The sequence below is a fragment of the Aromatoleum bremense genome, from assembly GCF_017894365.1.
Classification (GTDB): Bacteria; Pseudomonadota; Gammaproteobacteria; order Burkholderiales; family Rhodocyclaceae; genus Aromatoleum; species Aromatoleum bremense.
Genome location: NZ_CP059467.1, coordinates 2,932,242 through 2,957,106, shown reverse-complemented (window position 1 = coordinate 2,957,106; position 24,865 = coordinate 2,932,242). Strand labels below are relative to the sequence as shown.

Annotated in this window: 18 protein-coding genes; 13 read left to right on the top strand and 5 right to left on the bottom strand. The window is 65.7% G+C overall.

Features of this window, described 5'->3' with window-relative positions; translation table 11 throughout:
- Positions 1-173: 173 nt before the first annotated feature.
- From pbN1_RS13830 to pbN1_RS13770, 13 genes are all read left to right on the top strand, one after another.
- The gene (locus tag pbN1_RS13830; protein WP_169203132.1) at positions 174-1,778 is read left to right on the top strand and encodes an acyl-CoA ligase (AMP-forming), exosortase A system-associated; all 1,605 of its coding nucleotides are present in this window, start codon (positions 174-176) and stop codon (positions 1,776-1,778) included.
- Positions 1,775-3,019 carry a pyridoxal-dependent decarboxylase, exosortase A system-associated gene (locus pbN1_RS13825; RefSeq protein ID WP_210147506.1) on the top strand — a complete coding sequence of 415 codons (1,245 nt, stop codon included), beginning with the start codon at positions 1,775-1,777 and terminating at the stop codon, positions 3,017-3,019. Before pbN1_RS13830 ends, pbN1_RS13825 begins: the two co-directional genes overlap by 4 nt.
- A 164-nt stretch (positions 3,020-3,183) precedes the next feature.
- The gene (locus tag pbN1_RS13820; RefSeq protein WP_169203119.1) at positions 3,184-4,437 is read left to right on the top strand and encodes a Kelch repeat-containing protein; all 1,254 of its coding nucleotides are present in this window, start codon (positions 3,184-3,186) and stop codon (positions 4,435-4,437) included.
- A gap of 66 nt (positions 4,438-4,503) precedes the next feature.
- Complete coding sequence (locus pbN1_RS13815) at positions 4,504-5,973, top strand: lipopolysaccharide biosynthesis protein (RefSeq protein WP_169203118.1); 1,470 nt, start codon at positions 4,504-4,506, stop codon at positions 5,971-5,973.
- Between the two features lie 162 nt (positions 5,974-6,135).
- Positions 6,136-7,023: a class I SAM-dependent methyltransferase gene (locus pbN1_RS13810; RefSeq protein WP_169203117.1), complete on the top strand. Its 888-nt coding sequence runs from the start codon at positions 6,136-6,138 to the stop codon at positions 7,021-7,023.
- Complete coding sequence (locus tag pbN1_RS13805) at positions 7,016-7,825, top strand: polysaccharide deacetylase family protein (RefSeq protein WP_169203116.1); 810 nt, start codon at positions 7,016-7,018, stop codon at positions 7,823-7,825. The genes pbN1_RS13810 and pbN1_RS13805 overlap by 8 nt, the downstream gene beginning before the upstream one ends.
- Before the next feature lie 18 nt (positions 7,826-7,843).
- Positions 7,844-8,857, top strand: a complete 1,014-nt coding sequence (locus pbN1_RS13800) for a class I SAM-dependent methyltransferase (RefSeq protein ID WP_169203115.1) — start codon at positions 7,844-7,846, stop codon at positions 8,855-8,857.
- Positions 8,854-9,804 carry a glycosyltransferase family 2 protein gene (locus pbN1_RS13795; RefSeq protein ID WP_169203114.1) on the top strand — a complete coding sequence of 317 codons (951 nt, stop codon included), beginning with the start codon at positions 8,854-8,856 and terminating at the stop codon, positions 9,802-9,804. The genes pbN1_RS13800 and pbN1_RS13795 overlap by 4 nt, the downstream gene beginning before the upstream one ends.
- Before the next feature lie 100 nt (positions 9,805-9,904).
- A complete protein-coding gene (locus pbN1_RS13790; protein WP_211161485.1) occupies positions 9,905-10,825 on the top strand; it encodes a glycosyltransferase family 2 protein in 921 nt (306 codons plus the stop codon).
- Between the two features lie 27 nt (positions 10,826-10,852).
- On the top strand, positions 10,853-11,932 hold the full coding sequence (locus tag pbN1_RS13785) for a glycosyltransferase family 4 protein (protein WP_169203113.1): 1,080 nt from the start codon (positions 10,853-10,855) through the stop codon (positions 11,930-11,932).
- A 20-nt stretch (positions 11,933-11,952) separates the two neighbouring features.
- A complete protein-coding gene (locus pbN1_RS13780; protein ID WP_169203112.1) occupies positions 11,953-12,903 on the top strand; it encodes a sulfotransferase family protein in 951 nt (316 codons plus the stop codon).
- A complete protein-coding gene (locus pbN1_RS13775) occupies positions 12,896-13,792 on the top strand; it encodes a glycosyltransferase family 2 protein (RefSeq protein ID WP_169203111.1) in 897 nt (298 codons plus the stop codon). Before pbN1_RS13780 ends, pbN1_RS13775 begins: the two co-directional genes overlap by 8 nt.
- A 2-nt stretch (positions 13,793-13,794) precedes the next feature.
- Positions 13,795-16,923, top strand: a complete 3,129-nt coding sequence (locus pbN1_RS13770) for a sulfatase-like hydrolase/transferase (protein WP_244856962.1) — start codon at positions 13,795-13,797, stop codon at positions 16,921-16,923.
- 48 nt (positions 16,924-16,971) lie between these two features.
- Here the strand turns inward: pbN1_RS13770 and pbN1_RS13765 are convergent, their stop codons facing one another.
- The 5 genes from pbN1_RS13765 to pbN1_RS13745 all read right to left on the bottom strand — a co-directional run bounded on the left by pbN1_RS13765 (position 16,972) and on the right by pbN1_RS13745 (position 24,843).
- Positions 16,972-20,250, bottom strand: a complete 3,279-nt coding sequence (locus pbN1_RS13765; RefSeq protein ID WP_169203109.1) for a fibronectin type III domain-containing protein — start codon at positions 20,248-20,250, stop codon at positions 16,972-16,974.
- Positions 20,247-21,521, bottom strand: a complete 1,275-nt coding sequence (locus tag pbN1_RS13760; RefSeq protein WP_169203108.1) for a hypothetical protein — start codon at positions 21,519-21,521, stop codon at positions 20,247-20,249. The genes pbN1_RS13765 and pbN1_RS13760 overlap by 4 nt, the downstream gene beginning before the upstream one ends.
- Positions 21,518-22,744, bottom strand: coding sequence for an NHL repeat-containing protein (locus pbN1_RS13755; RefSeq protein ID WP_169203107.1), 1,227 nt, complete (start codon positions 22,742-22,744; stop codon positions 21,518-21,520). The genes pbN1_RS13760 and pbN1_RS13755 overlap by 4 nt, the downstream gene beginning before the upstream one ends.
- 118 nt (positions 22,745-22,862) lie before the next feature.
- Positions 22,863-23,681: a tetratricopeptide repeat protein gene (locus tag pbN1_RS13750; protein ID WP_169203106.1), complete on the bottom strand. Its 819-nt coding sequence runs from the start codon at positions 23,679-23,681 to the stop codon at positions 22,863-22,865.
- Positions 23,682-23,691: 10 nt separating this feature from the next.
- The gene (locus pbN1_RS13745; protein WP_210147505.1) at positions 23,692-24,843 is read right to left on the bottom strand and encodes a glycosyltransferase family 4 protein; all 1,152 of its coding nucleotides are present in this window, start codon (positions 24,841-24,843) and stop codon (positions 23,692-23,694) included.
- Positions 24,844-24,865 lie beyond the last annotated feature (22 nt).

Here is a 24,865-nt window from a genome sequence, read left to right as displayed (position 1 = left end):
CCTTTGCGTGCCAATGACCGCCGGCGCTCCGACCGATCGGTCACCACCGGAAAACGCGCATTATACTTGCTGCCTCACGGTTCCCTGTACGATCGATGCGGTCCGCGATGAGCCGAAGCCGATACGCGGCCGGCTTCGCGGATGACCTGCTGCGGATCGGCCCCCCGAGCGTCATGAATTCCACCGACCTGCTTCACGAACTGATTTTCGCCTCGACCGAGCGTTCCGGCGACGACATCGCGCTCACCGGCGGCAAGCAAAGCCTTTCCTATGCGGACCTGGACAAGCGCTGCCGGGCCTTCGCCGCTGGCGTGGTCCAGCTCGGTCTTGCGCGCGCCGAACGGGTCGGCATCTATCTGGACAAACGCATCGAATTCGTTGTCGCGGCCTTCGGCACAGCCGCTGCTGGCGGCGCCTTCGTGCCGCTGAACCCGCTGCTGAAGGCCGAGCAGGTCGGCCACATCCTACGCGACTGCAACGTGCGCATACTGGTGACCAGCGCCGAACGTCTTGCACTGTTGCAGCCTGCGCTGGCCACCTGCCACGACTTGCGCCAGGTCGTGCTCGTCGACGATCCGGTGGAATTGCCCGCGTTGAGCGGTGCGAGCGCCCACTGCTGGAGCGATCTGAACGACGTCGCGAGGCGGGCCGGTCACCGCATCATCGACACCGATATCGCCGCGATCCTCTACACGTCGGGCAGCACCGGACGCCCCAAGGGCGTGGTGCTCTCGCATCGCAACCTCGTCGTCGGCGCGCGCAGCGTCGCCCGGTACCTCGACAACCACGCCGGCGACAGCCTGCTCGCGGCGTTGCCGTTGTCGTTCGATGCGGGGTTTTCGCAGCTCACGACCGCCTTTCATGCCGGCGCCCGCGCGGTGCTGATCAACTACCTGCTGCCGCGCGACGTGCTGAACGCGGTGGTGCGCGAACGCGTCACCGGCCTGACCGCGGTGCCGCCGTTGTGGATCCAGCTTGCCGCGCTCGACTGGCCGGAGACGGTCGGCGAGCATCTGCGCTACATCGCGAACACCGGTGGGCGCATGCCGCTCGAAGCGCTGAAGACGCTGCGGGCAAAGCTGCCGCGCGCCCGCCCCTTCCTGATGTACGGCCTGACCGAGGCGTTCCGCGCGACCTACCTCACGCCCGAGGAGGTCGACCGCCGCCCCGACTCGATCGGCAAGGCGATCCCGAACGCCGAAGTGCTCGTGCTGAGGGAAGACGGCAGCGAATGCGCACCGAACGAACCCGGCGAACTCGTGCAGCGCGGCGCACTCGTCGCGCTAGGCTATTGGAACGATCCGGAGAGGACTGCCGAGCGCTACAAACCGCTACCCGCGGGCATCGCCGGTCGCGAGTCCGGACTGGTGATGCCTGAAATCGCGGTGTTCTCCGGCGACACCGTGCGCCGTGACGAAGAAGGTTTCCTGTACTTCATCGGCCGGCGCGACGAAATGATCAAGACCTCTGGCTACCGCGTCAGCCCGACCGAAGTCGAGGAGATCCTTTATTCGACGGCGATGGTTGGCGAATGCACCGCCTTCGGCCTGCCCCACCCGACGCTCGGCCAGACGATATGCGTCGTCACGACACCGGCGCCCGGCACCACGCTCGACACTGCTGCGCTGCTCGCCGAATGCCGCCGGCGCATGCCGGCCTACATGGTGCCGACACGGATCGAAGCGCGCGACGGCGCGCTGCCACGCAACCCGAACGGCAAGATCGACCGAAAGTTGCTCGCGGCCGAATTTGAGGGTAGCCGGGAGAGCCTCGCATGACCGCCCTTGCCAGACCAGTTCCGGTGCACGCGCCGATGTCCCAGTTCGCGGCGACCGATGGGGAGATCCTGGTCGGCGGCGTACCGCTCGTGCGGCTCGCGGCACGCGTCGGGCAGACCCCGTTCTATGCCTACGACCGCGCACTGCTGTCCGCCCGCGTCACCGAACTGCGGCAGGCGCTGCCGGCGGCGATCCAGTTGCACTACGCGGTGAAGGCCAATCCGATGCCGGCGCTGGTCGGGCACATGGCCGGATTGGTCGACGGACTCGACGTCGCATCGGCGGGCGAGCTGCGGACCGCGCTCGACGCCGGCTGTGCGCCCGCCGGGATCAGCTTCGCCGGGCCCGGCAAGCGCGACGAGGAACTCACCCAGGCGGTTGCCGCCGGCGTGCTGCTGAACGTCGAATCCTTCCGCGAGGCGCGCGCGCTCGCCGGGATCTCGGCGCGACTCGGCTGGCCGGCGCGGGTGGCCGTGCGTGTCAATCCGGATTTCGAACTGAAGAGTTCGGGCATGAAGATGGGTGGCGGACCGAAGCCGTTCGGTGTCGACGCCGAAGAGGTACCGGCGCTGCTCGCGGAAATCGGCAGCCTGGGCCTCGCGTTCGAGGGCTTCCATCTGTTCGCCGGTTCGCAGAATCTTCGCGCCGAAGCGATCGTCGAGGCGCAACAGAAGAGCTTCGAGCTCGCGCTGCGCCTGGCCGATTCCGCCCCGGCTCCGATCCGCGTGCTGAATCTTGGCGGCGGCTTCGGCATTCCGTATTTCCCTGGAGAGACGCGCCTCGATCTCGCGCCGATCGGCGCAAACCTCGCCGAGATCGCAGCCGCCGCGGCAACCGGTCTGCCCGGCGCCGCGCTGGTGATCGAACTCGGCCGCTATCTCGTCGGCGAAGCCGGCCTTTACGTATGCCGGGTCGTCGATCGCAAGGTCTCGCGCGGGCACGTATTCCTCGTCTGCGATGGCGGGCTGCATCATCACCTGTCGGCATCCGGCAATTTCGGCCAGGTGATCCGCAAGAATTATCCGGTCGCGATCGGCAATCGCTGCGACGCTTCGGCCGACATCCCGACCTCGGTCGTCGGCCCGCTCTGTACCCCCCTCGACCTGATCGCCGACCGCATGCCGCTGCCTGTCGCACAACCCGGCGACCTCGTCGTGATCTTCCAGTCCGGCGCGTACGGCGCGAGTGCGAGCCCGCAGGCGTTCCTGGGCCACCCCGCAGCGGTCGAAGTGCTGGTCTGAGCGCTGCGCGCAGTGCCTCATGCCGGCACCACGGTCTCACCTGTCCGGACGCAGGTCGTCCGGAGACCTTCACGCGCACCAGCGTGAGGAACGGCAGCCGCCGGGATTCCGGAAGGCACCCGGGCGCGAGCGCCGGGGAAATAGCCGGCAATGCAGGCACGCCGATGACGCAAGCTTTGTTATGCTTTGCTCTCCTGCTTGCCCGAACCGGTTTTCGAGGCTCTCCGATGCACGCTGTCATCGACGCCGTACGTCAAGCCTGTCGCGTCGTCGCGTGGGCTGCCCTCGCGTTTGGCGGGTCTGCACAAGCACAGGCCGTCGACCTCAACCCTGCGCTCCTCGACCTCGCCCCGAATCGCTGGACGAGGCTCCACACACCGGCCGTTGAAGAATGGTCGCGCCAGGCGCACGCCGGCATGGCGTACGACAGCAAGCGCGGCACCCTGCTGATATTCGGATCGAACACGCACGGCCTGGACTGGGACAACACGGTGCATGAGTTCGACCCCGTCACGGCACGCTGGGTCACGCATTACCCCGAGGCGCCCCAGGCGAGCTATCGGGCCGACGACAAGGAGCGCGCGATTGCCGGCGGGCAACGACGCCTGCCCTGGGCGATGCACACCTTCGCGGGAGTCGCCTACGATCCGCAGCGCGACGGCCTGATCGTTGCCGCACGCCCCGAGCACAACCCGATTGGCAAGAAGACCCCGGCAGCAAAAATCCACCCCTCGTGGTTCTACAGCCAGACTCGCCGCGAATGGCAGATGCTGCCGGACAGCGATCAGGCAGCTCCAAAATTCTTCGGCGCCGCGGCGGCGTACGACGAGCGGCGCAGGGTGGCCGTTGCCTATCGCTGGGGAATTTGGGAACTCTTGTCCCAAGGCGGAACCACGAACAGCCCCGAAACTGCGTGGGTGAAGGTGAGCAGGGAAAACCACCACCAAATGCATCACAACATGGTGTACGACAGCCGCCGCGGCAACTTCGCCGTATTCGGGGATTACCGCAATACCAATGACGTCTGGATTTACATGCCTGGCGCACGGCCCGGCGAAGAAGGCCATTGGGAAAAGCGCTCCCCGGACGGCGACGCCTGCCCCCGGGCCCAGCACTTTCCGGTCGCGTTCGACCGTGAGCAGGGTGTCTTCCTGCTGGTGCCGGGGAACACCGAATTCGAGTTGCTTCCGAACGGCCGCGAACGCGCGCGCCGGCCGAAATCGAACAGTACTTTCGTGTACGACCCCGACGCCAACCGCTACCTCCGTCTGCCCGGCGCCGACATGCCGGCGCTCGGAATGAATTTCATGATGGCCTACGACCCTCGCCACAAGGTCTTCCTGCTGGTCAGCGGAGGCCCCTCCGAAGCGCCGACGGTGTGGGCGCTGAAGCTCGACCTCACCGGCCTGAAGCGATGACGTCGGACCGCGATTTGCCCGCGCACGATCTGCGAGCACCGATCGGCGGCATCGGACGGAGCGCACATGTCCCTCGGTGACAGCATTCGGCGCGGTGCACTCTGGCTCATCGTCGGCAACACCGGCAGCCAGGTGCTGACCTTCGCATTCGGGATCATCCTCGCGCGGCTGCTGACGCCCGAGGACTTCGGCATGCTGGTCACGATCCAGGTATTCACCGGTCTGGCCGGCTTCGTCGCCGGTGGCGGCATGGGCCAGGCACTGGTCCGCGCCAGCGAAGCGACGAAACAGGATTACGACATCGTGTTCACCCTGCAGCTCGCGATCGGCTGCGCAATCTACGCGGCTTTCTATTTCGCCGCCCCCTGGTTCGCTAGTTGGTACGACACGCCGCTGTACGCGAACCTGCTGCGCGTCTCCGCGCTGTCCTTCATCCTCCGGCCCTTCGTCAACCTGCCCGGCAGCGTCCTGCATCGGGAAATGCGCTACAAGGCGCAAACCGCCGTGAGGATCACGACGCTGGTGGTGTCCAGCGTGGTCAGCATCGGCATGGCGTACCGGGGACAAGGGGTGTGGAGCCTGATCATCGGCGGACTGGCCGGCTCGATGTGCAGCATGGCGATGCTGATCCGGCTCTCGGGATGGCGCCCGGGGTTTTCCCTCGACATCCGGCGCGGAAGGAAGGTCGCACGTTACGGCCTCCTCGTTTCCATCAACGACATCGTGACCTATCTGCGCAACCAGGCGACGAATTTCATCCTCGGGAAGACGCTGGGCGCCGCGCCGGTCGGACTGTTCAACAAGGCTGACAGCCTCGCGCGAATGCCGCACGGCTTGATCACCGGCCCCGTCTATCAGGTCCTTTTCAGGGCATTGGCGAAAGAGCAGGCTAACTGGGACAAATCGCGCTATCTGTTCTTCCGCAGCCTGAGCCTCGTCGCCGTGTACGTCACCCCCCTTTATGTCGGCGTTTACTGGACCGCCGAGCCGCTGATTGCGTTGCTCTATGGCACGAAATGGGCCGAGGCGGCCGCCCCCCTCGCCATACTCGCGCTCGCGGGGCCGTTTCTGACGATCGCCAACCTGTCCGGCTGCGTCCTCGCGGCCCGCAACCAGCTGGGCCGCGAACTCGTGGTACAGCTCATCGTGCTCGCACTGACCGTCGCCGCAACCCTCGCCGGACTGCGATACGGACTGCGCGGCATCGCCGGCGCACTCGTGCTCGTGACAATCTACAACGCCCTGCATATGTACCGACTCGCCTCGCAGTGTCTGAACGCGACGTGGAAGCAGTTGCCGGTGTCGATGCTCCCCGCCGCAACGCTGAACGCCATTCTCGCAAGCGTCCTGTTCGTCCTCGACCATTACATGCCCGGCACGGTTCGCGACAACAATCCGGCCTATCTCGCAGTCGTGATGGTGACCGGCGCCCTCACCTACGCGCTCTGCTTTCTCTATCTACCCATTGCGTCACTGGGCTCCGAGCAGCACCGCTGGAAACAGAAGTTGCGACTGGTATCAAGCACCGTTCCATAATCAATCACGCAAGTCGGGTATTGCATCTTTCGCCGCTTCGTGAAGAATCGATGTAACCCGGTCTGTCGCGCCAGTGGCCGGATGGCTGCGAGCGCTTGTGTCTGCCATACGAACGCTCAGGCCGGGGAAGACCGGTCATTCGCGATCGATGAGGATTACGGGATGGAACAACACCTTGCGCGCAGCCTGCTCCTCGGCGTCGGCGCTGCCGCTGCGGGAGGCTCGATCACCGCAGCCGGCGCGGCCCTCGGGCTCACATCCTTCGAAGCGGTGTGGCCGGTGCTCACAACCTGCGCCGTCGCCGCCGCCCTCGTCCACAACACCAAGCAGGCTGTCACCGGCCTCGTCGACAACCGGACGCATACACTGCGCAACCGGATCGAGCGCATCCGTCGTGACGTCGGCGACGTACACGGGCTGGTTCGCCTCGCCCCCTACACGCTTGAACTTCCGCTGCCCGTCGGCGGCGGATGGGCTTTGACGGGCGACTCGGCGGCCTTGCTTGCGCGCGAAACGCTGGAGCGCAAACCGGCCGCCGTCCTCGAACTCGGCTCCGGCGCCTCGACGTTGATCCTTGGGCAGATCCTGCGAAAAAACGGACGCGGGCGGCTGCTGTCGGTCGACCACGATCCGATGTGGGCCGACCAGACCCGCCGTTACGTCGATCTCCTCGGGTTGGCCGATGTCGTCACCGTCGTCGATGCGCCGCTGAAGTCGGTCACGCTGGGCAACCAGAGCTACGACTGGTACGACATCCCGACACACCGCCTCGACGAGTTGGGGCCGATCGACCTGCTGCTGGTCGATGGTCCGCCCCAGATGCGGGCCAACCCGGCGCACGCCCGATATCCCGCCTTTCCGCTGCTGCGCGAACGCCTGTCCGCCAACGCAGTGATATTCGTCGACGATGCCAGCCGGGCGACCGAATCGAGAATGGTCGAGACCTGGACCAGCGAGGAGGCCGGATGGGATTCCCGCTGGTTCGACACGATCGACGGGGTGTGCGTAATGACGAAAACTCCCGTTGCCGGTGTCCGGAACGATGCTTGACCCACTCAGTGCCTTGATGCACCGCAATGCTGGCTGGCATGGGCCGGCGATGCTGATGTATCACGCCGTGGAACCGGGAGCTGGAAGTCCTCGTTGGCCCTGGGCGGTATCCTTGCAGCGCTTCCGAACCCAGCTCGACTTGCTCTCCGCCGAAGGATGGCGAACCCCTACGCTGCAGGAGTTGATTGCTGCGCCGGAACATTGGGCAAGCCGCACCGTCGTCATTACCTTCGATGATGGTTATGCCGACAATCTGTTTGCGGTCGAGGAACTGCAGCAGCGGGGCATGCGTGCTACATGGTTCGTGGTCTCCGGTTCAATAGGCCGTGAGCCCTCCTGGCCAGCGACCGGTCGACCTGCGGGCCGTCTCCTCAACGCCGCGGAACTGCGCGAGATGCAGTCCGCAGGAATGGAAATCGGTTCGCACACCGTCAGCCATGTGCGGCTGACCGAAATAAGCGAAGCTCATCGACGTTCGGAACTGGTCGACTCACGAACGGAAATCGAGGGGGCGCTGGGCAACGCGATCTCCAGCTTCGCCTACCCTTATGGGGTGTGGGACAGCGACTGCGTCAAAGCGGTCGAACAGGCCGGCTATCGCGGCGCCTGCACGACGCGGACCGGGTGGGCATTGCGCGACGGCAACCCGTATCTCCTGCGTCGCCTGACCGTGTTCAATACGGATACCGCGAGCAGCATCGCCCGCAAGTTGTATCTCGGCGACAACGACGCCAGCTGGGCGCGGGCATGGAGTCATTTCGGCAGCCGCGCGCGAAGTCGATTCGCGCGCAAGTCGGCCTGATACGCGGAGGTTTCGTCAATGCAGAGCAATCCAAGCTGCCCCGTTTGCAGCTCGATTTCCTGGAAAACCGTCGGTTCACGAACCTATCGGACTGTTGAAACCTCCAAGCTTTCCCCCTACACGCGCAAACGCCTGGAGGTCCTGTTCAACGTCTGGTTTCCCGGCACACCGACCGTAACGTTGACGTCGGTACTGTGCGAAAAGTGCGGTTTCATCTGTTATGCCCCGCGCCCGGACGAGCATGACATCAATCGAAAATATGCCTTTCTTGCCGGCGACGACGTCACACAGCACGAAATTTCCGAAACGCTGCTCAGCGATGACAAGCGCTCGCAGGATCTTTTCGAGCGCGTCGGTGGCGCGCTTGCTCCGGACGCCTCGATCCTGGATTTCGGCGGCGGCAACGGACGGCTCATGAAGGCATTCCTCACCCGCGGGCACCATTGCTATCTGATCGATTATCCGGGGACGAAGCTCCCGCATATCCGCCATCTCGGTAGCCAGCTGAGCGATATACCGGCAGCGATGAAGTTCGACTTGATCGTCTGCAGCCACGTTCTCGAACACCTGGCTGCCCCTTACGGCGTCGTCGATGCCCTGCGCAATCATTTGGCTCCCGGAGGAATCTTCTATGTGGAGGTGCCGCTCGAGATATGGAAAGGGGCGCCGCTACCCAGCGAACCGGTCACCCACGTCAATTACTTCACTGTCGACTCCCTGCGCATCCTGCTCGAACGTGCGAACTATCGCGTCATCGCGTGCGAAGAAGGGCTGTATACGACGGAAAACGGCGCACCCGGCCTGGCGATCCGCGCCCGCGCCGGTCGCGCAGAACACGGCTCCGTGGCCGTGCGCTATGAACGCAGCGCCAGCGCCGCGTTGCGCCTGACGCAGCCCGGCCCGATTCAGCAACTGGTCCGCGCCTTCAAATATCCCACCCTGACGTGGAAGAACGTATCGAGCGCGCTACATCAATGCCTGGGGAAGACGCCGCTGCTGTGGCGCCTGGTGGCAGGAAAGGTTCGCACATGAGCGCGCTGACTTCCATCGTCATGCCCTGCTACAACGCCGCGCCACACCTCGCGCGCAGCGTCGGCAGCGTACTGGCGCAGACGCTCGGGAACTGGGAACTGGTCATCGTCGATGACGGGTCGAACGACAATTCGTGGCACGAACTGCAGCGCCTCGCGAACGTCGAGCCACGCATCCGGGGTTACCGCCAAGCGAATGCCGGAGCCGCCGCGGCGCGCAACCATGCACTGCGCGAGGCGCGCGGCGACTACATCGCGTTTCTCGACGCGGACGACACTTGGCACCCCGAATTCCTCGAATCGATGCAGGCGGCGCTGCAGAATGCATCCGGCCACGATCTTGCCTACTGCGGCTGGCAGAACCTCGGGCTCGGCGGCGGGCGCGACACGCCGTTCGTGCCGCCCGACTATGAGGACGGGCATAAGGTCGAGGCGCTGCTCGGCGGTTGCCGCTGGCCGATCCACGCGGCGCTGGCGTCTGCAGAAGCGATCCGCGTAAGCGGAGGCTTCGACGAAAGACTCAGTTCGTGCATGGACTATGACCTGTGGCTGCGCCTCGGGACGGTCCACCGCCTGATCCGGGTGCCGCGCGTGCTGGCCTACTATCATCACCATGCCGGTGAACAGATCACGAAGAACCGCGCGCGGATCGCGCTCAATCACTGGCGTGCGCAGCAGAAGTTCCTTGACGCGAATCCGGCTCTCGCGGACAGGCTCGGGGTCGAGCGGATACGCGAGTTGACGGCCGGCGAATTGCTCAGGCGCGGCTTTGAGTGCTACTGGAAGCGCGACCTGAAGGCGGCCCGCACGATCTTTCGCGCGGTCATGAAGGAGCGCTACGGCACCGCGCAGGACTGGAAGTACATGCTTCCGTCGCTGCTCCCCGAATCGCTGCATCGCCGGCTGATCCGCGCGCTCGAAACGAAGGAAGCGCGGAGCGGCACATGAACGGCGCTGGGCCGCAATCCGATCCGCTCGGGCGACGCGTCACATCCGTGCCCAGCGCGGCACTGGCAGAATCATTCTTCAACGGTCGACACGCCTGATCATGCTGACATTCGCCTTCTGTACCTACAACCGCGCGGATCGTCTCGACAAGCTCGTCGCCGCGATGCGCGTGCAAGCCTGCCCGCTTCCATTCGAGATCCTCGCCGTCAATAACAACAGCAACGACGCGACCGAGGAGGTGCTCGCGCGCCTCGCAGAACTACCCGGTCCGACGCTGCGCTGGGTCACCGAAACCACCCAGGGCATCGTCGCCGCGCGCAACCGCGCAATCGAAGAATCGCTCGGCAGCGACATCATGGTGTTCATCGACGACGACGAGACGCCGCTGCCCGGCCTGCTCGACGCCGCGGCGCGTGCAATCCTCGACGAAGGCGCACAGTGCGCCGGCGGCCGGGTGGAAATGGATTTTTCGCATTACCCGCGCCCCGCGTGGCTCGGCGACGAACTGCTCGGCTTCCTCGCGGCCGTCGACCACGGCGAGGAAGCGTTCTGGATCGAGGACACGTCGACTCCGATCTGGACCGCGAACGTCGCCTACGCGATGAAGATCTTCCGTGACGATCCCGACCTCAGGTTCGACAAGCGTTACGACCGCAAGGGCAACGTCGTCGGCGGCGGCTCGGATGCGATCATGTTCCGCACATTGCTCGAACGGAAGATCCCGATGCGCTACTGCCCGGGCATGGCGGTGCTGCACTCCGTCGAGCCGTGGCGGCTGCAGCGCGGGTATTTCCTCAAGCTCCATTACCGCGCCGGACTGCGCCGCGGCCGCTATCAGTTGCCGGCCTACCCGCGCACCGTGCTCGGCGTTCCGCCGTTCCTCGTCTCGCAGTTCCTGCGCCAGACCCTCGACGCCCTGCGCATGCAGGTCACGCAGCGCCCCGGCGCGCTGCGCCAGGCGATGAACGCGACGAATGCGCTCGGCTGCCTCGTCGGCTACGGACAGCGCGGCAAGACTTGACCCGACACCCGACCGTGGAGAAATTGAATGCGCAGGCGTATCTGTTATTTCCTGGGAACCTATGAGGACTGGGGAGGGGCAAGCCGCGCGTTGCTCAATTTCATAGTCCGCGTCGATCGGCAGAAATTCGACCCGCTGGTGGTCGTGACCAAACCCGGCAAGCTGCTCGAAAAACTCGCCGAACTGGGCATCGCGACGGCCGTACGCCCGAAGCAGGACTGGAACGGCAATCCTTTCAAGTTCGTCCTCGACGTCTTCCAAGCGATAGCATTTCTGCGCGAGCAGAAGGTCGATCTGATTCACCTCAACGGCGGCTCGCTAGGCTGGAAGCCCCCCGAGCTGATCGCCGCCCGCATCCTCGGCACACCGGTGCTCGTGCACTACCACATTGTGAGCAAGAGCGTTACGCCGTTCCTCCGCTTTGTGCAGGGTGTCATCGCCGTCTCCAGATTCGTCGCCGAACACACTCCGTTCGGGGGGAAATCGATTTCCGTGGTGCACAATATCGCCGACGTGGCACGTTTCGGCCACGGACGGTCGATCCGCCAGGAACTCGGCTTTGCCGAGTCCGACATCGTCATCGGCTTTCTAGGCCAGATCAAGAGCATCAAGGGCGTCGAGATGTTTCTGCGGCTGCCCGAGGCACTCGACAACCCGAAAGTCAAGTTCATGATCGCCGGCGAAACCAAGGACAAGGATCCGGAATTTATCGCCCGATTCAACGCGGCGGTCGCCGCCAACCCGGCGATAAACTACGTGGGCTTTCGTTCCGACCCGGAGAACATCTACGCCAGCGCCGACATCCTGGTGATGCCCTCGCAGTGGGAAGAACCTTGCGCGATGGTGCTGTTCGAGTCAGCGGCGGCAAGAAAGCCGATCATCGCCAGCCGCACCGGCGGCACCCCGGAGATCATCCAGGACGGGGTCAACGGGCTGCTCTTCGAGCGTGACGATTTTGCAGCATTGGTGCGCCACATTCGGCAGCTGATCGACCACCCGGCCGAGCGGGCCGCGCTGGGCGAGCGAGCCTACCAGGCCGTCGAAAAATCGTTCATCCAGGCTCCCGTGCAAAAGCTGGAGCACCTCTACCTCGAAACCCTGGGGTGATTCGCTAAACAGGTCGCCTCATGTTCGACAAACTCGCCAAACTCGCCGACCCGGAAATCCGCGCCAAGAACCTCACCGCGGCCCGCCATCGGGTGCGCGAAGCGGCCTTCACCGTGCTGCAGCCGGACATGCCCGACCCGGTATTCGTCATCGGCTGTTCGCGCTCGGGGACGACGGTGACATTCGAGACGATCGCGGCATCCGGCCATTTCCTGCATTTCGATTACGAAATCCCGCAGTTCTGGAACAGTCTGCATGGTCCGCTGACGAACGGCTGGGCGTCGGAAGCGGCCGTCGTCGTCGATGCCCAGCCGCAGCACCGCGACCGCGCGCTCGCGCACTTCTATGCGCGCCTCGGGGCCGGGCCAGTGCTCGACAAGACCTGCATCAACACGCTGCGGGTCGGGTATCTGCATGCGCTGTTCCCGCACGCGAAATTCGTGTTCATCCAGCGCGACGGCCGCGACAACGTCAGCTCGATGATCGACGGCTGGCGCCTCGGCCGCAGCGACGGCGGCTTCGGCCTTGAACAGTTTTTCGGCCCGTCGCCGGAGCCGGTTGCGATCAATGCCGGCGAGTTCCGCGAATGGCATTTCTTCCTGCCGCCGGGCTGGCGCGACCACAACCGCGCGAGCCTCGAGGAAGTGTGCGCGTATCAATGGCTCACGGCGAACCGCCTCGCGCTCGACGCGGCGCGCGCGATCCCGCCGCAGCAGTGGATCGTGCTGCGCTACGAAGACCTCTTCGAGCGCCCGGTCGACATGTTTCGCGACCTCTTCGAGCGCCTCGACGTACCCTTCGACACGTCCATGACGGAGCGCTGCGCCAGCCTCGCGAGCCGGCCGACAAGTATCGTCAAGGGTGCGCCCAAGAAGCATAAATGGAAGGCGCACAACCCGCAGGCCATCGAAAGGATCCTGCCGATGATTGCGCCGATGATGCGCGAACTGGGCTACGACCCGAATGACTGAAGCCCAAACGGTCAGTGTCGTGATCCCCGCGTACAACGCCGCCTGGTGCATCGCCCGCGCGGTCGAAAGCGTCTTCGCGCAGCGTTTCCGCGACTTCGAGCTGATCGTCGTCGACGACGGCAGCACCGACGGCACCGGCGCCGTGCTGTCCCGCTACGGCGACGCTCTGCATGTGCTGTCGAAGTCGAATGGCGGCTTGAGCAGCGCGCGCAACGCCGGCATCCGGGCCGCGCGCGGGCGCTATGTTGCGTTCCTCGACGCCGACGACTGGTGGCTGGCGGACAAGCTGGAGCGGCAGGTCGCCCTGATGCGGTCGCGGCCCGAACTGGCATTCTGCTCGACCGCGGCAAGGATCGAGGGCCCGGACGGGGAAGCGCTCGGCGAGTGGCGTTGCCGCGGCGACACGGACACCGCGCTCGAGGCGATCTTCGCCGTCAATGCGTTCGTCGCCGGTAGCGGATCGGCCGTGCTCGCGCGGCGAGACGCCCTCGACCGGACGGGCGGCTTCGACGAGAGCCTGCACAGCCTCGAAGACATCGACATGTGGATGCGGCTCGCGGCGGTCGGCGGCTATGCCTGCATCGCGGCCCCCCTCGCGGTCATCCTGAAGCGCCCCGACAGCATGAGCGGTAACCTCGATGTGATGCGCAACGCCGCGATTACCGTGATGCGCAAGAACCGGCACCTGCTGCCGCCGGGCAAGCGCGGCGCGTTCTGGCGCCATGCCTATGCGGGCATGCTTTCGGATTACGCAAAATGGGCGTGGCGGACGCAGCGCCGCGGCCGGGCGCTCCGCGACGCGCTGACCGGACTGTGCATCGCGCCGCTGAGCCGCGGACGCCTGATGGCGAGCCTGCTCGTCGCGATGCTTCGCAACCGGCCGATATGAGCATGTTCGCCGATCCGCTGCAAATCTCGGTGCTGATCTGCACCTACAATCGGGTCGAGCTGCTGTCCCGGGCGATCGCGTCACTCAATGCCGCGAACCGACCGGCAAATGCATGCGTCCGCCTGTTCGTCGTCGCCAATGCGTGCACCGACGGCACGCATGACTTTCTCGCCGGCTACTGCGCAGGCCGCGAAGGGCCCGGACTGTTGCCGCTCGACTGGATCGCCGAACCGACTCCCGGGAAATCGCATGCCCTCAACCGCGCATTGCCGATGCTCAAGGACCCGGTGGTGGCGTTCGTCGACGACGACCATCGCGTCGACGCCGGATATCTTGTCGGAGTGGCCGACGCGGCGCGCAGCTGGCCCGACGCGGACCTGATCTGCGGCCGTATCCTGCCCGATTGGGACGGCAGCGAACCGGCGTGGGTCCACGATGACGGTCCGTACCGCATCTACCCGCTACCGGTGCCGCGTTACGATCAGGGCGACACGCCGATCCGGGTGGATCTCGATGGCGGAATACCGGGCGGAGGAAATCTCGTCGCACGGCGCGACGTGTTGCAGACGACGGGGCCGTTCCTGACCGAACTCGGCCCCACTGGACACGATCTGGGGGGTGCGGAGGATCTCGAATGGGTCCGGCGCGCGATGCGTGGCGGTGCCATCCTGCATTACGCCCCGCAGATCGTGCAGTATCACTATGTTGATGGCGAACGCCTGACCCTTTCGTATCTGATGCGCAAGGGATTCCAACGCTCGAAGTCGGTGATGCGCTTCCGCCGTACCGAAGGCGGAGTGCCGCTCTACATGTGGCGGAAGGTTGCCGGCTATGCGCTACGCAGCGGGCTGGTGCTGCGCGCGCAGGCAACCCGCTTTTACCTGGTGCGGCTCGCATCCTCGCTCGGCGAGATGAGCGGAATGCACGAAGCCGAGTCGCGCCGCCGCCGACGCGCACGCCTGTCCCGCTTGCCGGGCCAGAACAGGGTGGCACTGGCGGGCCTCGCCGGTGCCGGAGCGTTCGCGTTCGCGGGATGGATGGCGGGCTCACGCTTCGGCGATGCAATCGTGCCCGCAGTCATCGTCGCGCTCGTGCTGACGATCGCGCTGCTGGTGAAGTCGATCGTCGATTTCTCGCAGTCCGGTCCGCGCATGCGCGACGAAATCATGCACCGCTATCGATCCTACGTCCCGTTCGCGATGCTGCGCCTCGGCTTGTGGACGTTCGCTGTCGGATTGTTTGCCTCGTTACCCGGCTCGTTGCTGACAGTGGCTGCCGCCGACGCGTTTGCAGTGCACCATAACCCCTTCCTCGCCACCTTGGCGGCCGCCCTCAGCCTCGCCCTCGCCACCGGCTACTGCGTCTGCTATACACTCGCCCACAATCCGGGGCTGATCGTCGCGTCATGGCAGTACCGCAGCGCCCACCTCCAGCGGCTATGGGGGCTGCTGTCGGTACGCGGACTACGCCGGGCCGCGATGGTCGCAAGCAGCGCCGTCGCGCTGTTGTGCGGTACACTCGTCCTGCTGCTTGCGGCCCGCGGCGCGTCGACGATGGCTGCCGCCCTCGCGAGCGTGACCGCCGGCTATCTGGGAATCCTGGTGTTCGCGCTGCGGGAACCCGATGCTCCCGCGCTGCAACCGCGCCGCGACGGTACACCGAACGTGCTGATGATCGGCTCGGACACCCTGCGGGCCGATCGTGTCGGTGCGCGCCGCGGAGGCCAGTCGCTCACGCCGAACATCGACGCGCTGGCCGCCCGCGGCACCCGCTTCGGCGCCTGCTATGTGCCCTGCGCCCGTACCGCACCCAGCCTGATTTCGATGCTGACCGGCACTTGGCCACATACCCACGGAATACGCGACAACTTTGTATCGAACGAGGAAACCAAACTCGACCTGCCCACCTTGCCGAGCATCCTGGGGGCACTCGGCTATCGCACCGCAGCGATGTCGGATTGGTGCGGCGCCGATCTCGGCAAATTCTCGCTCGGCTTCGACATCCTCGACCTGCCGGACGATCAGTGGAACCTGAAGTACCTGATCCGTCAGGGGCCGAAGGATATCCGGCTGTTTCTTTCGCTTTTCCTGCATAACCGCATCGGCCGGCTGCTGTTCCCCGAGCTGTATTACCTCGGCGGCGTACCCCAGACCATGCAACTCGGAAGGCGCGGGCGGCGGATGATTTCGCGCCTCGCGGCAACCGCCGAGCCGTTCCTGCTGAACCTGTTCTATTCGACCACCCATCCGCCGTTCGCATCCGAATTTCCGTACTACGTCCGCCATGCGAACCCCGCCTACGCTGGAGAATCGAAGTTCGCCATGGCGCGGCTGACCGAGCCGTTCGAGATCATCCGCCGCCAGGGCGAACCGCGCGAGGAATTCGATCTCGACCAGATCCTCGATCTTTACGACGGTTGCGTCGCACAGTTCGACGACGAAGTGGGCCGGACGATGCGCCATCTGGAGGCCAGCGGCCTCACCGAGAACACCATCGTCGTGCTCTACAGCGATCACGGCATGGAATTTTTCGAACACGGCACATGGGGCCAGGGCAACTCGGCGCTCGGCGACTTCAGCGCGCGCATTCCACTGGTCATCGCCGACCCGCGGCAACCGGGCGGGCAACGGGTCGACCAGGTGGTGCGCACGATCGACCTCGTCCCGACGTTGCTCGACCTGCTGCAGGCGCCGTCGGTCAAATGTGACGGTTCGTCGCTCGTCCCGGCGATGCTCGATCCCGCGTTCGACCTGAAACTGAAGGCGTACAACGAGACCGGCATCTGGATCACGCCGGTGCCGGGCCTGCCGCCCCGGCACCTGAGCTACCCGGACTTGCTGCAACTGCTCGACGTGCCTGACGATGCCAGCGGGACGCTCGCGATCAAGTCCGAGTACCACGACATCGTCTTGCTCGCGAAGGACCGCATGGTGCGCGACGGGCGCTGGAAGCTGGTGTATCAACCGCTCGAGTCGGGCATGCTGCTGGCGCTCTACGATGTTGAAGCGGATCCGGGATGCACGTACGACCTTGCCGAGGATCACCCAATGGAGGTCGCGCGCTTGTGGGCGGAACTGCGCAAGTGGATGGAGAAGGATCCGGTGCTGCGGCGGCGCGCGCGCGTCGCATGACACGACAGCCGGGCCCGCCCCCACTGCCGCCGCGACGACGAACCGTCGTCACTTCAGCGTGAATTTCACGACATTCGAGGGGCGACTGAGGTTGCGGTCGGCATCCCACGAGCAGATCGCCACATAGTAGGTTCCCGGCTTCAGGCCATCGAGGGTCGGCTGGGTCGGGGCGCCGAATGCTCCGTGTGGAAGGAGTTCCCGCAGGGTGAAAGTTTCGGCGCTGCCAGCCGGGCCAGGCACGGGTTCGCCCGCAGTGTGCTCCGCCATCCAGAACGCATTCACCCGATCCCAGTCGGGATGCCCCCGCGGCACCTCCCGGCTCTCGGCGGCAAACCCGCTGCGGTCGATGCGCGCGTCGAGCCTTACCTTTTTCGGCCGCGCGAGGATCACCGATTCGACCTGCGCCACGACGCGCTGTTTCTCGGCGGCGCGCTGCGGGTGATCCGTCGGTGCGAATTCGACGATCGGCTTGTCGCTGTATTTGACGAAGTAACGCGCCGCCCGCCCGGTCGGCCCGTCATCCCGCGGCGCGGTCCAATTGAGCGTGACGCCGCCACGGCCGGCCTGGACGATACGCAGGTCGGTGATCGGCTCCGGCGGGGTCGTCGACCGCTTGGCGACGTTCGCTCGCTCCCAGGCGATGACCTGCTCAAAGCGGGCATCCGACCAGCGCTTACCCGGCCCATTCACGATGCCTTCGTAACGACGCCGCATTTCCGGCCAGCCGGTGTAGTGATAAAGGTAGGGGAACGCCTGCAGCAGGTGATCGTGGCGGCTCGGAGTCACTGACTTGTCGTCGGCCCCGATGTATTGCGAAGGCATCGTCGCCCAGTTGTTGATCATCCCGAGTCCGGGATAGAACAGCACGTGGTGCGAGAAGTAGTCGGCCTGCCCCCACAGGCCATCGAGGATGCGTTCGTCGTCGTAGGTCTTGTAGGCCTCGTGCAGCGCCAGCACGCCTTGCGCCTCCATCCAGGTCTGCGCGCTGGATATCGACATCGGACTGTCCCTGAAAAATTCGAGCATCTTCCCCATGACCTGTTCCTCGCGCTTGATGCTCGTCAATTGCCCATGACGGTGGCGCAGCACGGCGAGCATGCGGCGCACCTGCCAGCGCGCGAACTCATCGAAGACGGGGCTGCCGGTGGCGTGGAAACCGGCGAGATTCGTGTACAGCATCCACGTGTAGACCCGGGCATAATGCCCCCGCCACAGCGCGCCGGAATCCTCGTCGAAGAGACTGGTATTGCTCAGCGGCTGCATCCGACCCTTGAAAAGATGCACGTGCTGGAAATTGATGCCCCAGTTCACGAAACCGTTGATCGCGTCGAGCGCGCGGCGGTCGCCGGTGAGGTAGTAGTACTCGAACAGGCGGAACAGCGCGAAATGCTCCATGTCGGGCAGGACCTTGTAGCCGTTCAGATAGCTCCAGCCGCCGGCCTGCCTGATCACCGGGCCGCGCGGCGTCTTCACCTCCTTCTGTCGCTCGCTCTGCCAGGTGTAGAACTCTTTCGGGCCGAAGCCCGCAAGGAGGTTCCAGTCGGCCAGCGCACGATCGACCGCCGTGAGGCGCTGCGCGCCCTCGCCGAAGCGGATCACATTGTCGCGGTAGGCCCAACCCGGATTTTGCGAGATGCTCCAGCGACCGTACGCCAGGTTTTTTTCCAGTTCCGACAACAGGCCGCTGCGCAGGAAGGCGAGCCAGCCGGAGCTCAGGCTGTCGTGGTGCCCCCCCGAGTTGTAGCTGCTGTTCTGACCATGCGCGCGGAGGCCGGCCCCGTCGGGCACCCAATGGACGTCGCTCATCTTGCTGCGCCGCAGGTCGGCGCCATCGCGCGCAATCTCGAAATACCAAGTCTCGGAATCCGAATACCACGCCGGCGGCGCATGCGCGAACAGCGGGTACTCGAACGCCTCGGCGACTTCCGCGACCCGCGCCGTGCGCGCATCGGCGCGATGGAAGTAGTAGAGCACGTCATGGACATTGCGGCGGCCGAAGTCGAGATCGTATTCGGGGCGCAGGCCGTCACGCGGTTCCGCATGGCCGGGGCTATCGCCCTGCAGCACGACCTGCAGGCTCCCGGGCGACAGCGCGATCGCTCGCGGCGCGTGTTCCCACAGGTAACGCATCGCGACCGCCAGCCCGCGACTCGAATCGGAGATATCGAGAAAACGTCCGCGTTTGCCGGCGGCGAGCGGCTTTTCGATCTGCCCGTCGCGACCGATGCCGATCTGATAGTTTCCCTCGCTGACGACAACGCGCCCGTGCTTTTTCTCCGCCTCCGCAGCGCCTTGATAGAGCCAGGCCTGTTCGCTGCCGGCGAGGCGGGTCGAGACTGTGGCCGGCAGGCCCGACTCGGCCTGCAGCCCGCCGCCGGTGACCAGCGGTTCGTCGTCGAGGCGCAACGCATGTGCGAGTCCCGCCTCGCGGAACATATGGTTGTATAGCGGCTGCGCGCGATCGGAGTTCTCGACCGCATGCTCCACCTTGACGAAGCTTTGACCGCGAAAGAAATGCAGTCGCGTCGTGTAGTTGTAAAGGCCGTCGCGGAGAATCCCCTTGCCGGACTTTCCCGGCAGGTGGCGCCCCCGGACCAGCACCACGGTGCGCAGCGGACCACGGGTTTCGACCACGACTTCGTTCGGCGGGCCCGACCGATAAACGTGCTCGGCGATGTCCACGTTTTTGACGCTGCGCGTCTTTTCCCAGCCGTGCGTGTTCCACGCCGAACCGGTGTTGTGCTCCATTCGCCCGACCTCGCCGGAGCGCAGCCATGGGCCGTCGTCCGGTTGCGCGCGCAGGATCTCGTGATCGTCGATGCTGACCGACTTGAACAGCGAACCGTCCCGGGTCGACACCCGCGCGGTCAGCGGCCCTGACCGAATGGTGATGACGTCGCCTTCCTCGTGAAGCCTGACGGGATCGGCGATCGCATGTTCCGGACGGCGGTTCTGAAGATATACGACAGCCTTGCCTCCAGCCGTCAGGCTGATCTGGAAATCAAGCAAAACCCAGCGAATCGACTTGTCGCGCGCCCAATGCCGACTGAGCACCTCCGCCTGGAGTGGAAGCTCCCGCCCATTGCCGTCAACGAGGCGCAATTCACCGACGTCATGGACTGTCCCATATGGCAGCGGAACGCCGGTCGTGACCGGCCAGTTGTGGCGCTCGACGCCGGAATTGTCCTTGATCGTCAGCGGCACCGAGAAGCGTCCGTCGCGCGACTCGTAAGCACGGCTGGCCGCTTCGGGCAGCGCCGCAAGACTGCCTCCGGAAAGCACAATGCACAGCACCAGGCCAGCCACACAGCGCAACAAGGGGATCATCGCAACCTCACACTCTTCACAACCAGCCGCTGTTTTTCAGGCCCATCGTCCTGCTCGAACACGAGCACGAACCCCTCCGGCCCGGCGGCCAGCGCGGGATTCGCGACCGACGAGCCGGTCTCGTGCAGCGACAGCAGCTTGTCGGGACTATCGAGACGCACCCCCGCAGGCGACAGGCGCGAGCCCAGGATGCGGCTTCGATACGGCGGTTTGGCGGCCCCGGTCTGCCGGGCCGCAACGAGAAACGCGCCGTCGCCGAATGCCGCGACGACCGGCCCGTCGATCTGGATACGAGTCGAGAACAGGGTCATCGCCTGGCGGGGATTCCAGCTGGACGCTCGCAATTCCGGTTCGGCATTCGGATTCGCGAGCGCGGCGGCTGACTTTGCGCCAAAAACCGCTCCGACCGATATACGCTGGCCGCGACCGATGTCGCCCCACGCGGTGTAGAGGGCGCTCCCCGCCAGATCGCTTGCGAAACGCCCCCCTTCCCGGCTCAATGTCGCGGCGGGCGCGCGCTCGACGTCCAGTACGGCCGGATCGGATCCGTTCGGGCGAAGGCTGGCAAAGTAGCGAGTGATGGTGCTGCCGGACTCACCGAGGCTCCACTTGCGTTCGTCCTTCCACGACATGACCCAACGATCACCGAAACTGGCGAGCGACAGGTTACCGCCGTGCAGGGTTTCACCGCGGAATGCCAGCGCACGCGCGGCCCCGCCCTTGCCTGATGCACCGACGAACGCGCCATGGATCTCGTAGTAGCGGCCCGCGTAATGCTGCCAGAGCACTAGCGCGCCGGCCGGGGCGACGGCGATTGCAGGACTCGCCTGATTCGCCGCACCGCCAGCGACGAGAAAACTGTTCGCATCGCGCATCGCCCCGTCCACGCCGACGCGCGCGGCATAGACGTCCCAGTCGCGCCCGTTGCGCAAATCGTGCCACACGACAATGAATACGCCGTTCGCAAAAATGACTTTCGGGCGCTCCTGGTTCCCCGCCGCGACGCATACCGGAATCGGCTGTCCCACTGGGCGCCCGGCCCCGTCGAGCCGGAGCGCGAAGATGTCCGATTCCTGCTGTTCGAAGTAGTTTCTGCCCTGCTGCCAGACGAGCAGGAAGTTTCCGCGCCCGTCGGACGCGAGCTCCGGATGCAGCGCTGGCCTTGCGTCGGGCGCCGGCAGCACGACGGATTCCGGGGTCGCCGCGCCATGCGCAGCGGGGGCGCAACAGAGCACGGCGGTCAGCACCCACGAGCAGACCTTGGCATTCATTGCGCCCCCCGCGCGGGCGCGCGCCGCAGCCGAAAGAGTCGCGTGCCGAGCAGCCCGTGGCCTTCGACGTACTGCGTCATCCCGGTCCAGAAATTGATCGAGCCATACAGGTTCCCCTGGGCATCGCGGCCGAGGAGATGGCTCACCATCAGGTCGGTGAGCTCTCCGTCCGGTCGCAGGCGGCCGCCCGCATTGGGTTTCACGACGGCCGGCCCGCGACTGCGATTCGGATGCACCGAGGCGATGCCCCAGCGGCCGTTGTTCATCAGGGTTGCGGTTGTCCCCGCGCCGTCGGCGGGCACGCGGCGGATGTCGTACTCGTCGCCGCCGCACACATAGACGGCGGAACCGTCGGGCTGCACCGCGATGCTGGTCGGCGTATCGAAATATGCCTCGCGCGGCGGGCCATCGCCGATCCGCACCCGCGTCCGCGTTTCGGCGAAACGTCCCGCCAGATGCACCACCGTGTCGTCAGGATCGATGCGCACGACAAAGTGCGGCGTGCGGGAAACGAAATACACGAAGCCGCGCGAATCGGCATCACCCATCATGACGTTGAGTTTGGGTGCGCGATCCGGACTGCGCGCCATCGTCATCGGCCAGGTTCCGACGTAGCGGATCGTCCTGCCGTCCGGGCTGACCCTGTAGTAGCCGCCGTCGTCGGCAATGGTCACCTCTCCGTTGGCGGTCACGGCGACCGAAATCGTGCCGCGAAACGTCACGTCCCGCGCCCCGGCGGCTTCCCCCGGGTTCAGCCGGCGCGAGCCGCCGCCGGCCCAAGTATCGACCTGCCACTTGCCGTCGCTCTTGTGGATGCGCCGGATCCGCCGATTGCCGCCATCGGGCACGAACACGCCGTTCGGGCCGCAGGCGAGGTTGTGAGCACCGTAATAGGACCTGAAGCCGAGCCGAAACTGCGCCTGGTACGCGGGGCCGTCGCGGTACCCCGGCTCGCCGGTGCCAGCAAGGCGGCTGCGCATGCCATCGCGGGTGACGACGTCGATGAACTGTCCGCTGCTCAGAAACAGGCGGCCGGACTCGTCGCCACACAGCGCATAGACGTCGCCGCCTGCCTGCGCGAGCGGTCCGCCGTCGGGACCGTTGCCCAGAACGTTGGTGAAGTCCTCGACGATCCAGCGCTCGTCCCGCCAGTCGGCGATGGCAGGTGTCGCCTGCAGTACGAGTGCGGCCAGCGTCACGCATATGAGCCAGGCTATCGCCATTGGAAGAATCCGCGTTCCGAATCCGGACTTTGGCGAGATTCGGCCGACGCCGGATCGCGACAACACCGGGGCCACGCACCACCACCGGCCATTTCCCTTGCGCGGCATGGCGCGCTGCCTATTCCTCTGCGCCGCCGAACGACTCCCGCCACTTGCGCTGTACCTCTTCAGGCGGGCAGTAACGGCAACCGCTCGTCGGAACCGGCGCCGAATCGCCCGGCGGCGGCGGATCGGACGCGGCGGTTCCTTCGGCTGTCGGGGCAACCGCAGCGGTGGCGGTTTTGTCGGCATGGTCCGGCTCCGGCGCCGACGAAGCCGCCGGTGGTTCCGGCGCGGCTTTCGCGACGGGTTCCGGGAACGGCTCCTTGCCGCCCAGTTCGAGGTAAGCCTTCTTCAAGGACTGCGAGTCCGGAATGCGCTGCAGTCCCGCCGTCGCGACCTCGAGCCCGTCCTTGGCACGCCCGCTCTGCCGCTGCACGTCGATCAGCGCATGGTAGGCAGGTTCATATGCGGGATTGAATCTGATCGCGTCGTTGAACAGGCGTACCGCGTCGCCGGCCTCCTTCAGTTGGAGATGGACCCTGCCGAGTTCGACGTAAATCTGCGGGCGCATCCAGAACCGGGGCTCGGTCGCCTTGATGACATAGTTGTAATTGCTCTTGGCGAGCCCGAGATTGTAGATACGGTCCTTCTGGTCGTGCGCACGCCGGGCCCGATTGACGAAATTCACCGCGAAACAGTAATGATGAATATGTAGATAGTTCGCCTTGCCGAGCCGCGCGGCCGAGGCGACGTTCTTCCCGCCCGACCCCTTTTCGAGTCGGTCGGCGCAGAACGGCGGCAGCATCCGCAGTTCGGTAGCGCTGGGCGGAAATTGCTCGACAGCGGTGGCGCACAGCGGGCAGGCCAGCAGGCCCGCGATCAACATGCGTTTCATTGCACTCTCCTCAGCTTTCGTTCCGCCCCAAGGCCAGCGTACGGGCCGCGACCGCATCCCAGCTCAGGGACCCCTGAGCACGCGCAAGGCCCGAAGCGCCCAGTGCCTCGCGTCGATCTTCGTCACCCAGGATAGCCGCCAGCGCCGCGGTCACCTCGATCTGCGACTCTCCGTCGATGCGCAGACCGGTGACCCCTTCCAGCACTGCAGACCCGGTCCCGCCCGCCCGCCCCGCGACGACGGCCTTGCCGCAGGCCGCGGCCTCGATGAAGACGATGCCGAAGCCCTCGGTATCGCCGGCAATGTCGCGGTTCGCGAGTACGAACAGGTCGCACGCGTTGTACCAGCGTGGCAGGTCCTCGAGCGGCACGTGGCCGAGGCGATGCACGCGATCGCCGACGCCTGACTGCTGCGCGAGACCGGCGAGATAGTCGTCGTCCTCGCCGATTCCGATGATCGCGTAATGTACGTCGAGCCCGGCCGCGACGAGTTCCGGCAGGCAGCGGATCACGGTATCGAAGCCCTTGCGCCGCTGCAGGCGCCCCACCGACAACAGCAGCTTCGCGTCCGGCGACAGGCCCAGGCCGCTGCGCAAATCCTGGGACGGCAGCCCGGGACGGAAGCGGCCCGTGTCGACGCCGGGATGGATGACCGAGATCCGCCGCGCCTCGACCCCCATGCCGACCAGCGTCTGATGCGTAAAGTCGCTGTTCGCGATGACCCGGTCGGCGTGACGCAGCGCGAAGCACATCGCCCGGTATTTGTTTCCGCGCCCCCAGCCGGTCAGTTCCTCGCCATGCGCATAGATCGCGACCGGGTGGCCTGTGAGTCGCGCGACCAGCCAGGCTACCAGCCCCTCGGGCAGCGCCCGGCCGGCGTGGACGGCGTCGAAGCGATGGCGTAGCGCCAGCGCTAGCGAGCGGACGAAGAGCTTGACGTACATCGCGAGCGATTCCGGTCGCAGCCAGGTGACGCGGCGCAGATCGAGGCGATGCACGCTGTTCGGATGCGCGGCATCATGTGCCGCGGCGCCCGGCACCGCGGCGGTGACGATATGGATCTCCTTGCCGCCGAGACGCCGATAGACTTCATCGAACCACACGGCCGTACCGCCCTTGGTAGGCAGGAACAGTTCGGTGATCACGAGGTAGCGTTGAGTCATCGACCGGTGCACTCGCTCAAGG

Coding starts and splice junctions, on each gene's coding strand:
- pbN1_RS13810 (WP_169203117.1), top strand. CDS start 6,136: ATGGAACAACACCTTGCGCGCAGCCTGCTCCTCGGCGTCGGCGCTGCC.
- pbN1_RS13750 (WP_169203106.1), bottom strand. CDS start 23,681: ATGAAACGCATGTTGATCGCGGGCCTGCTGGCCTGCCCGCTGTGCGCC.
- pbN1_RS13790 (WP_211161485.1), top strand. CDS start 9,905: ATGCTGACATTCGCCTTCTGTACCTACAACCGCGCGGATCGTCTCGAC.
- pbN1_RS13760 (WP_169203108.1), bottom strand. CDS start 21,521: ATGAATGCCAAGGTCTGCTCGTGGGTGCTGACCGCCGTGCTCTGTTGC.
- pbN1_RS13800 (WP_169203115.1), top strand. CDS start 7,844: ATGCAGAGCAATCCAAGCTGCCCCGTTTGCAGCTCGATTTCCTGGAAA.
- pbN1_RS13770 (WP_244856962.1), top strand. CDS start 13,795: ATGTTCGCCGATCCGCTGCAAATCTCGGTGCTGATCTGCACCTACAAT.
- pbN1_RS13785 (WP_169203113.1), top strand. CDS start 10,853: ATGCGCAGGCGTATCTGTTATTTCCTGGGAACCTATGAGGACTGGGGA.
- pbN1_RS13780 (WP_169203112.1), top strand. CDS start 11,953: ATGTTCGACAAACTCGCCAAACTCGCCGACCCGGAAATCCGCGCCAAG.
- pbN1_RS13815 (WP_169203118.1), top strand. CDS start 4,504: ATGTCCCTCGGTGACAGCATTCGGCGCGGTGCACTCTGGCTCATCGTC.
- pbN1_RS13755 (WP_169203107.1), bottom strand. CDS start 22,744: ATGGCGATAGCCTGGCTCATATGCGTGACGCTGGCCGCACTCGTACTG.
- pbN1_RS13830 (WP_169203132.1), top strand. CDS start 174: ATGAATTCCACCGACCTGCTTCACGAACTGATTTTCGCCTCGACCGAG.
- pbN1_RS13745 (WP_210147505.1), bottom strand. CDS start 24,843: ATGACTCAACGCTACCTCGTGATCACCGAACTGTTCCTGCCTACCAAG.
- pbN1_RS13820 (WP_169203119.1), top strand. CDS start 3,184: ATGACGCAAGCTTTGTTATGCTTTGCTCTCCTGCTTGCCCGAACCGGT.
- pbN1_RS13765 (WP_169203109.1), bottom strand. CDS start 20,250: ATGATCCCCTTGTTGCGCTGTGTGGCTGGCCTGGTGCTGTGCATTGTG.
- pbN1_RS13795 (WP_169203114.1), top strand. CDS start 8,854: ATGAGCGCGCTGACTTCCATCGTCATGCCCTGCTACAACGCCGCGCCA.
- pbN1_RS13805 (WP_169203116.1), top strand. CDS start 7,016: ATGCTTGACCCACTCAGTGCCTTGATGCACCGCAATGCTGGCTGGCAT.
- pbN1_RS13775 (WP_169203111.1), top strand. CDS start 12,896: ATGACTGAAGCCCAAACGGTCAGTGTCGTGATCCCCGCGTACAACGCC.
- pbN1_RS13825 (WP_210147506.1), top strand. CDS start 1,775: ATGACCGCCCTTGCCAGACCAGTTCCGGTGCACGCGCCGATGTCCCAG.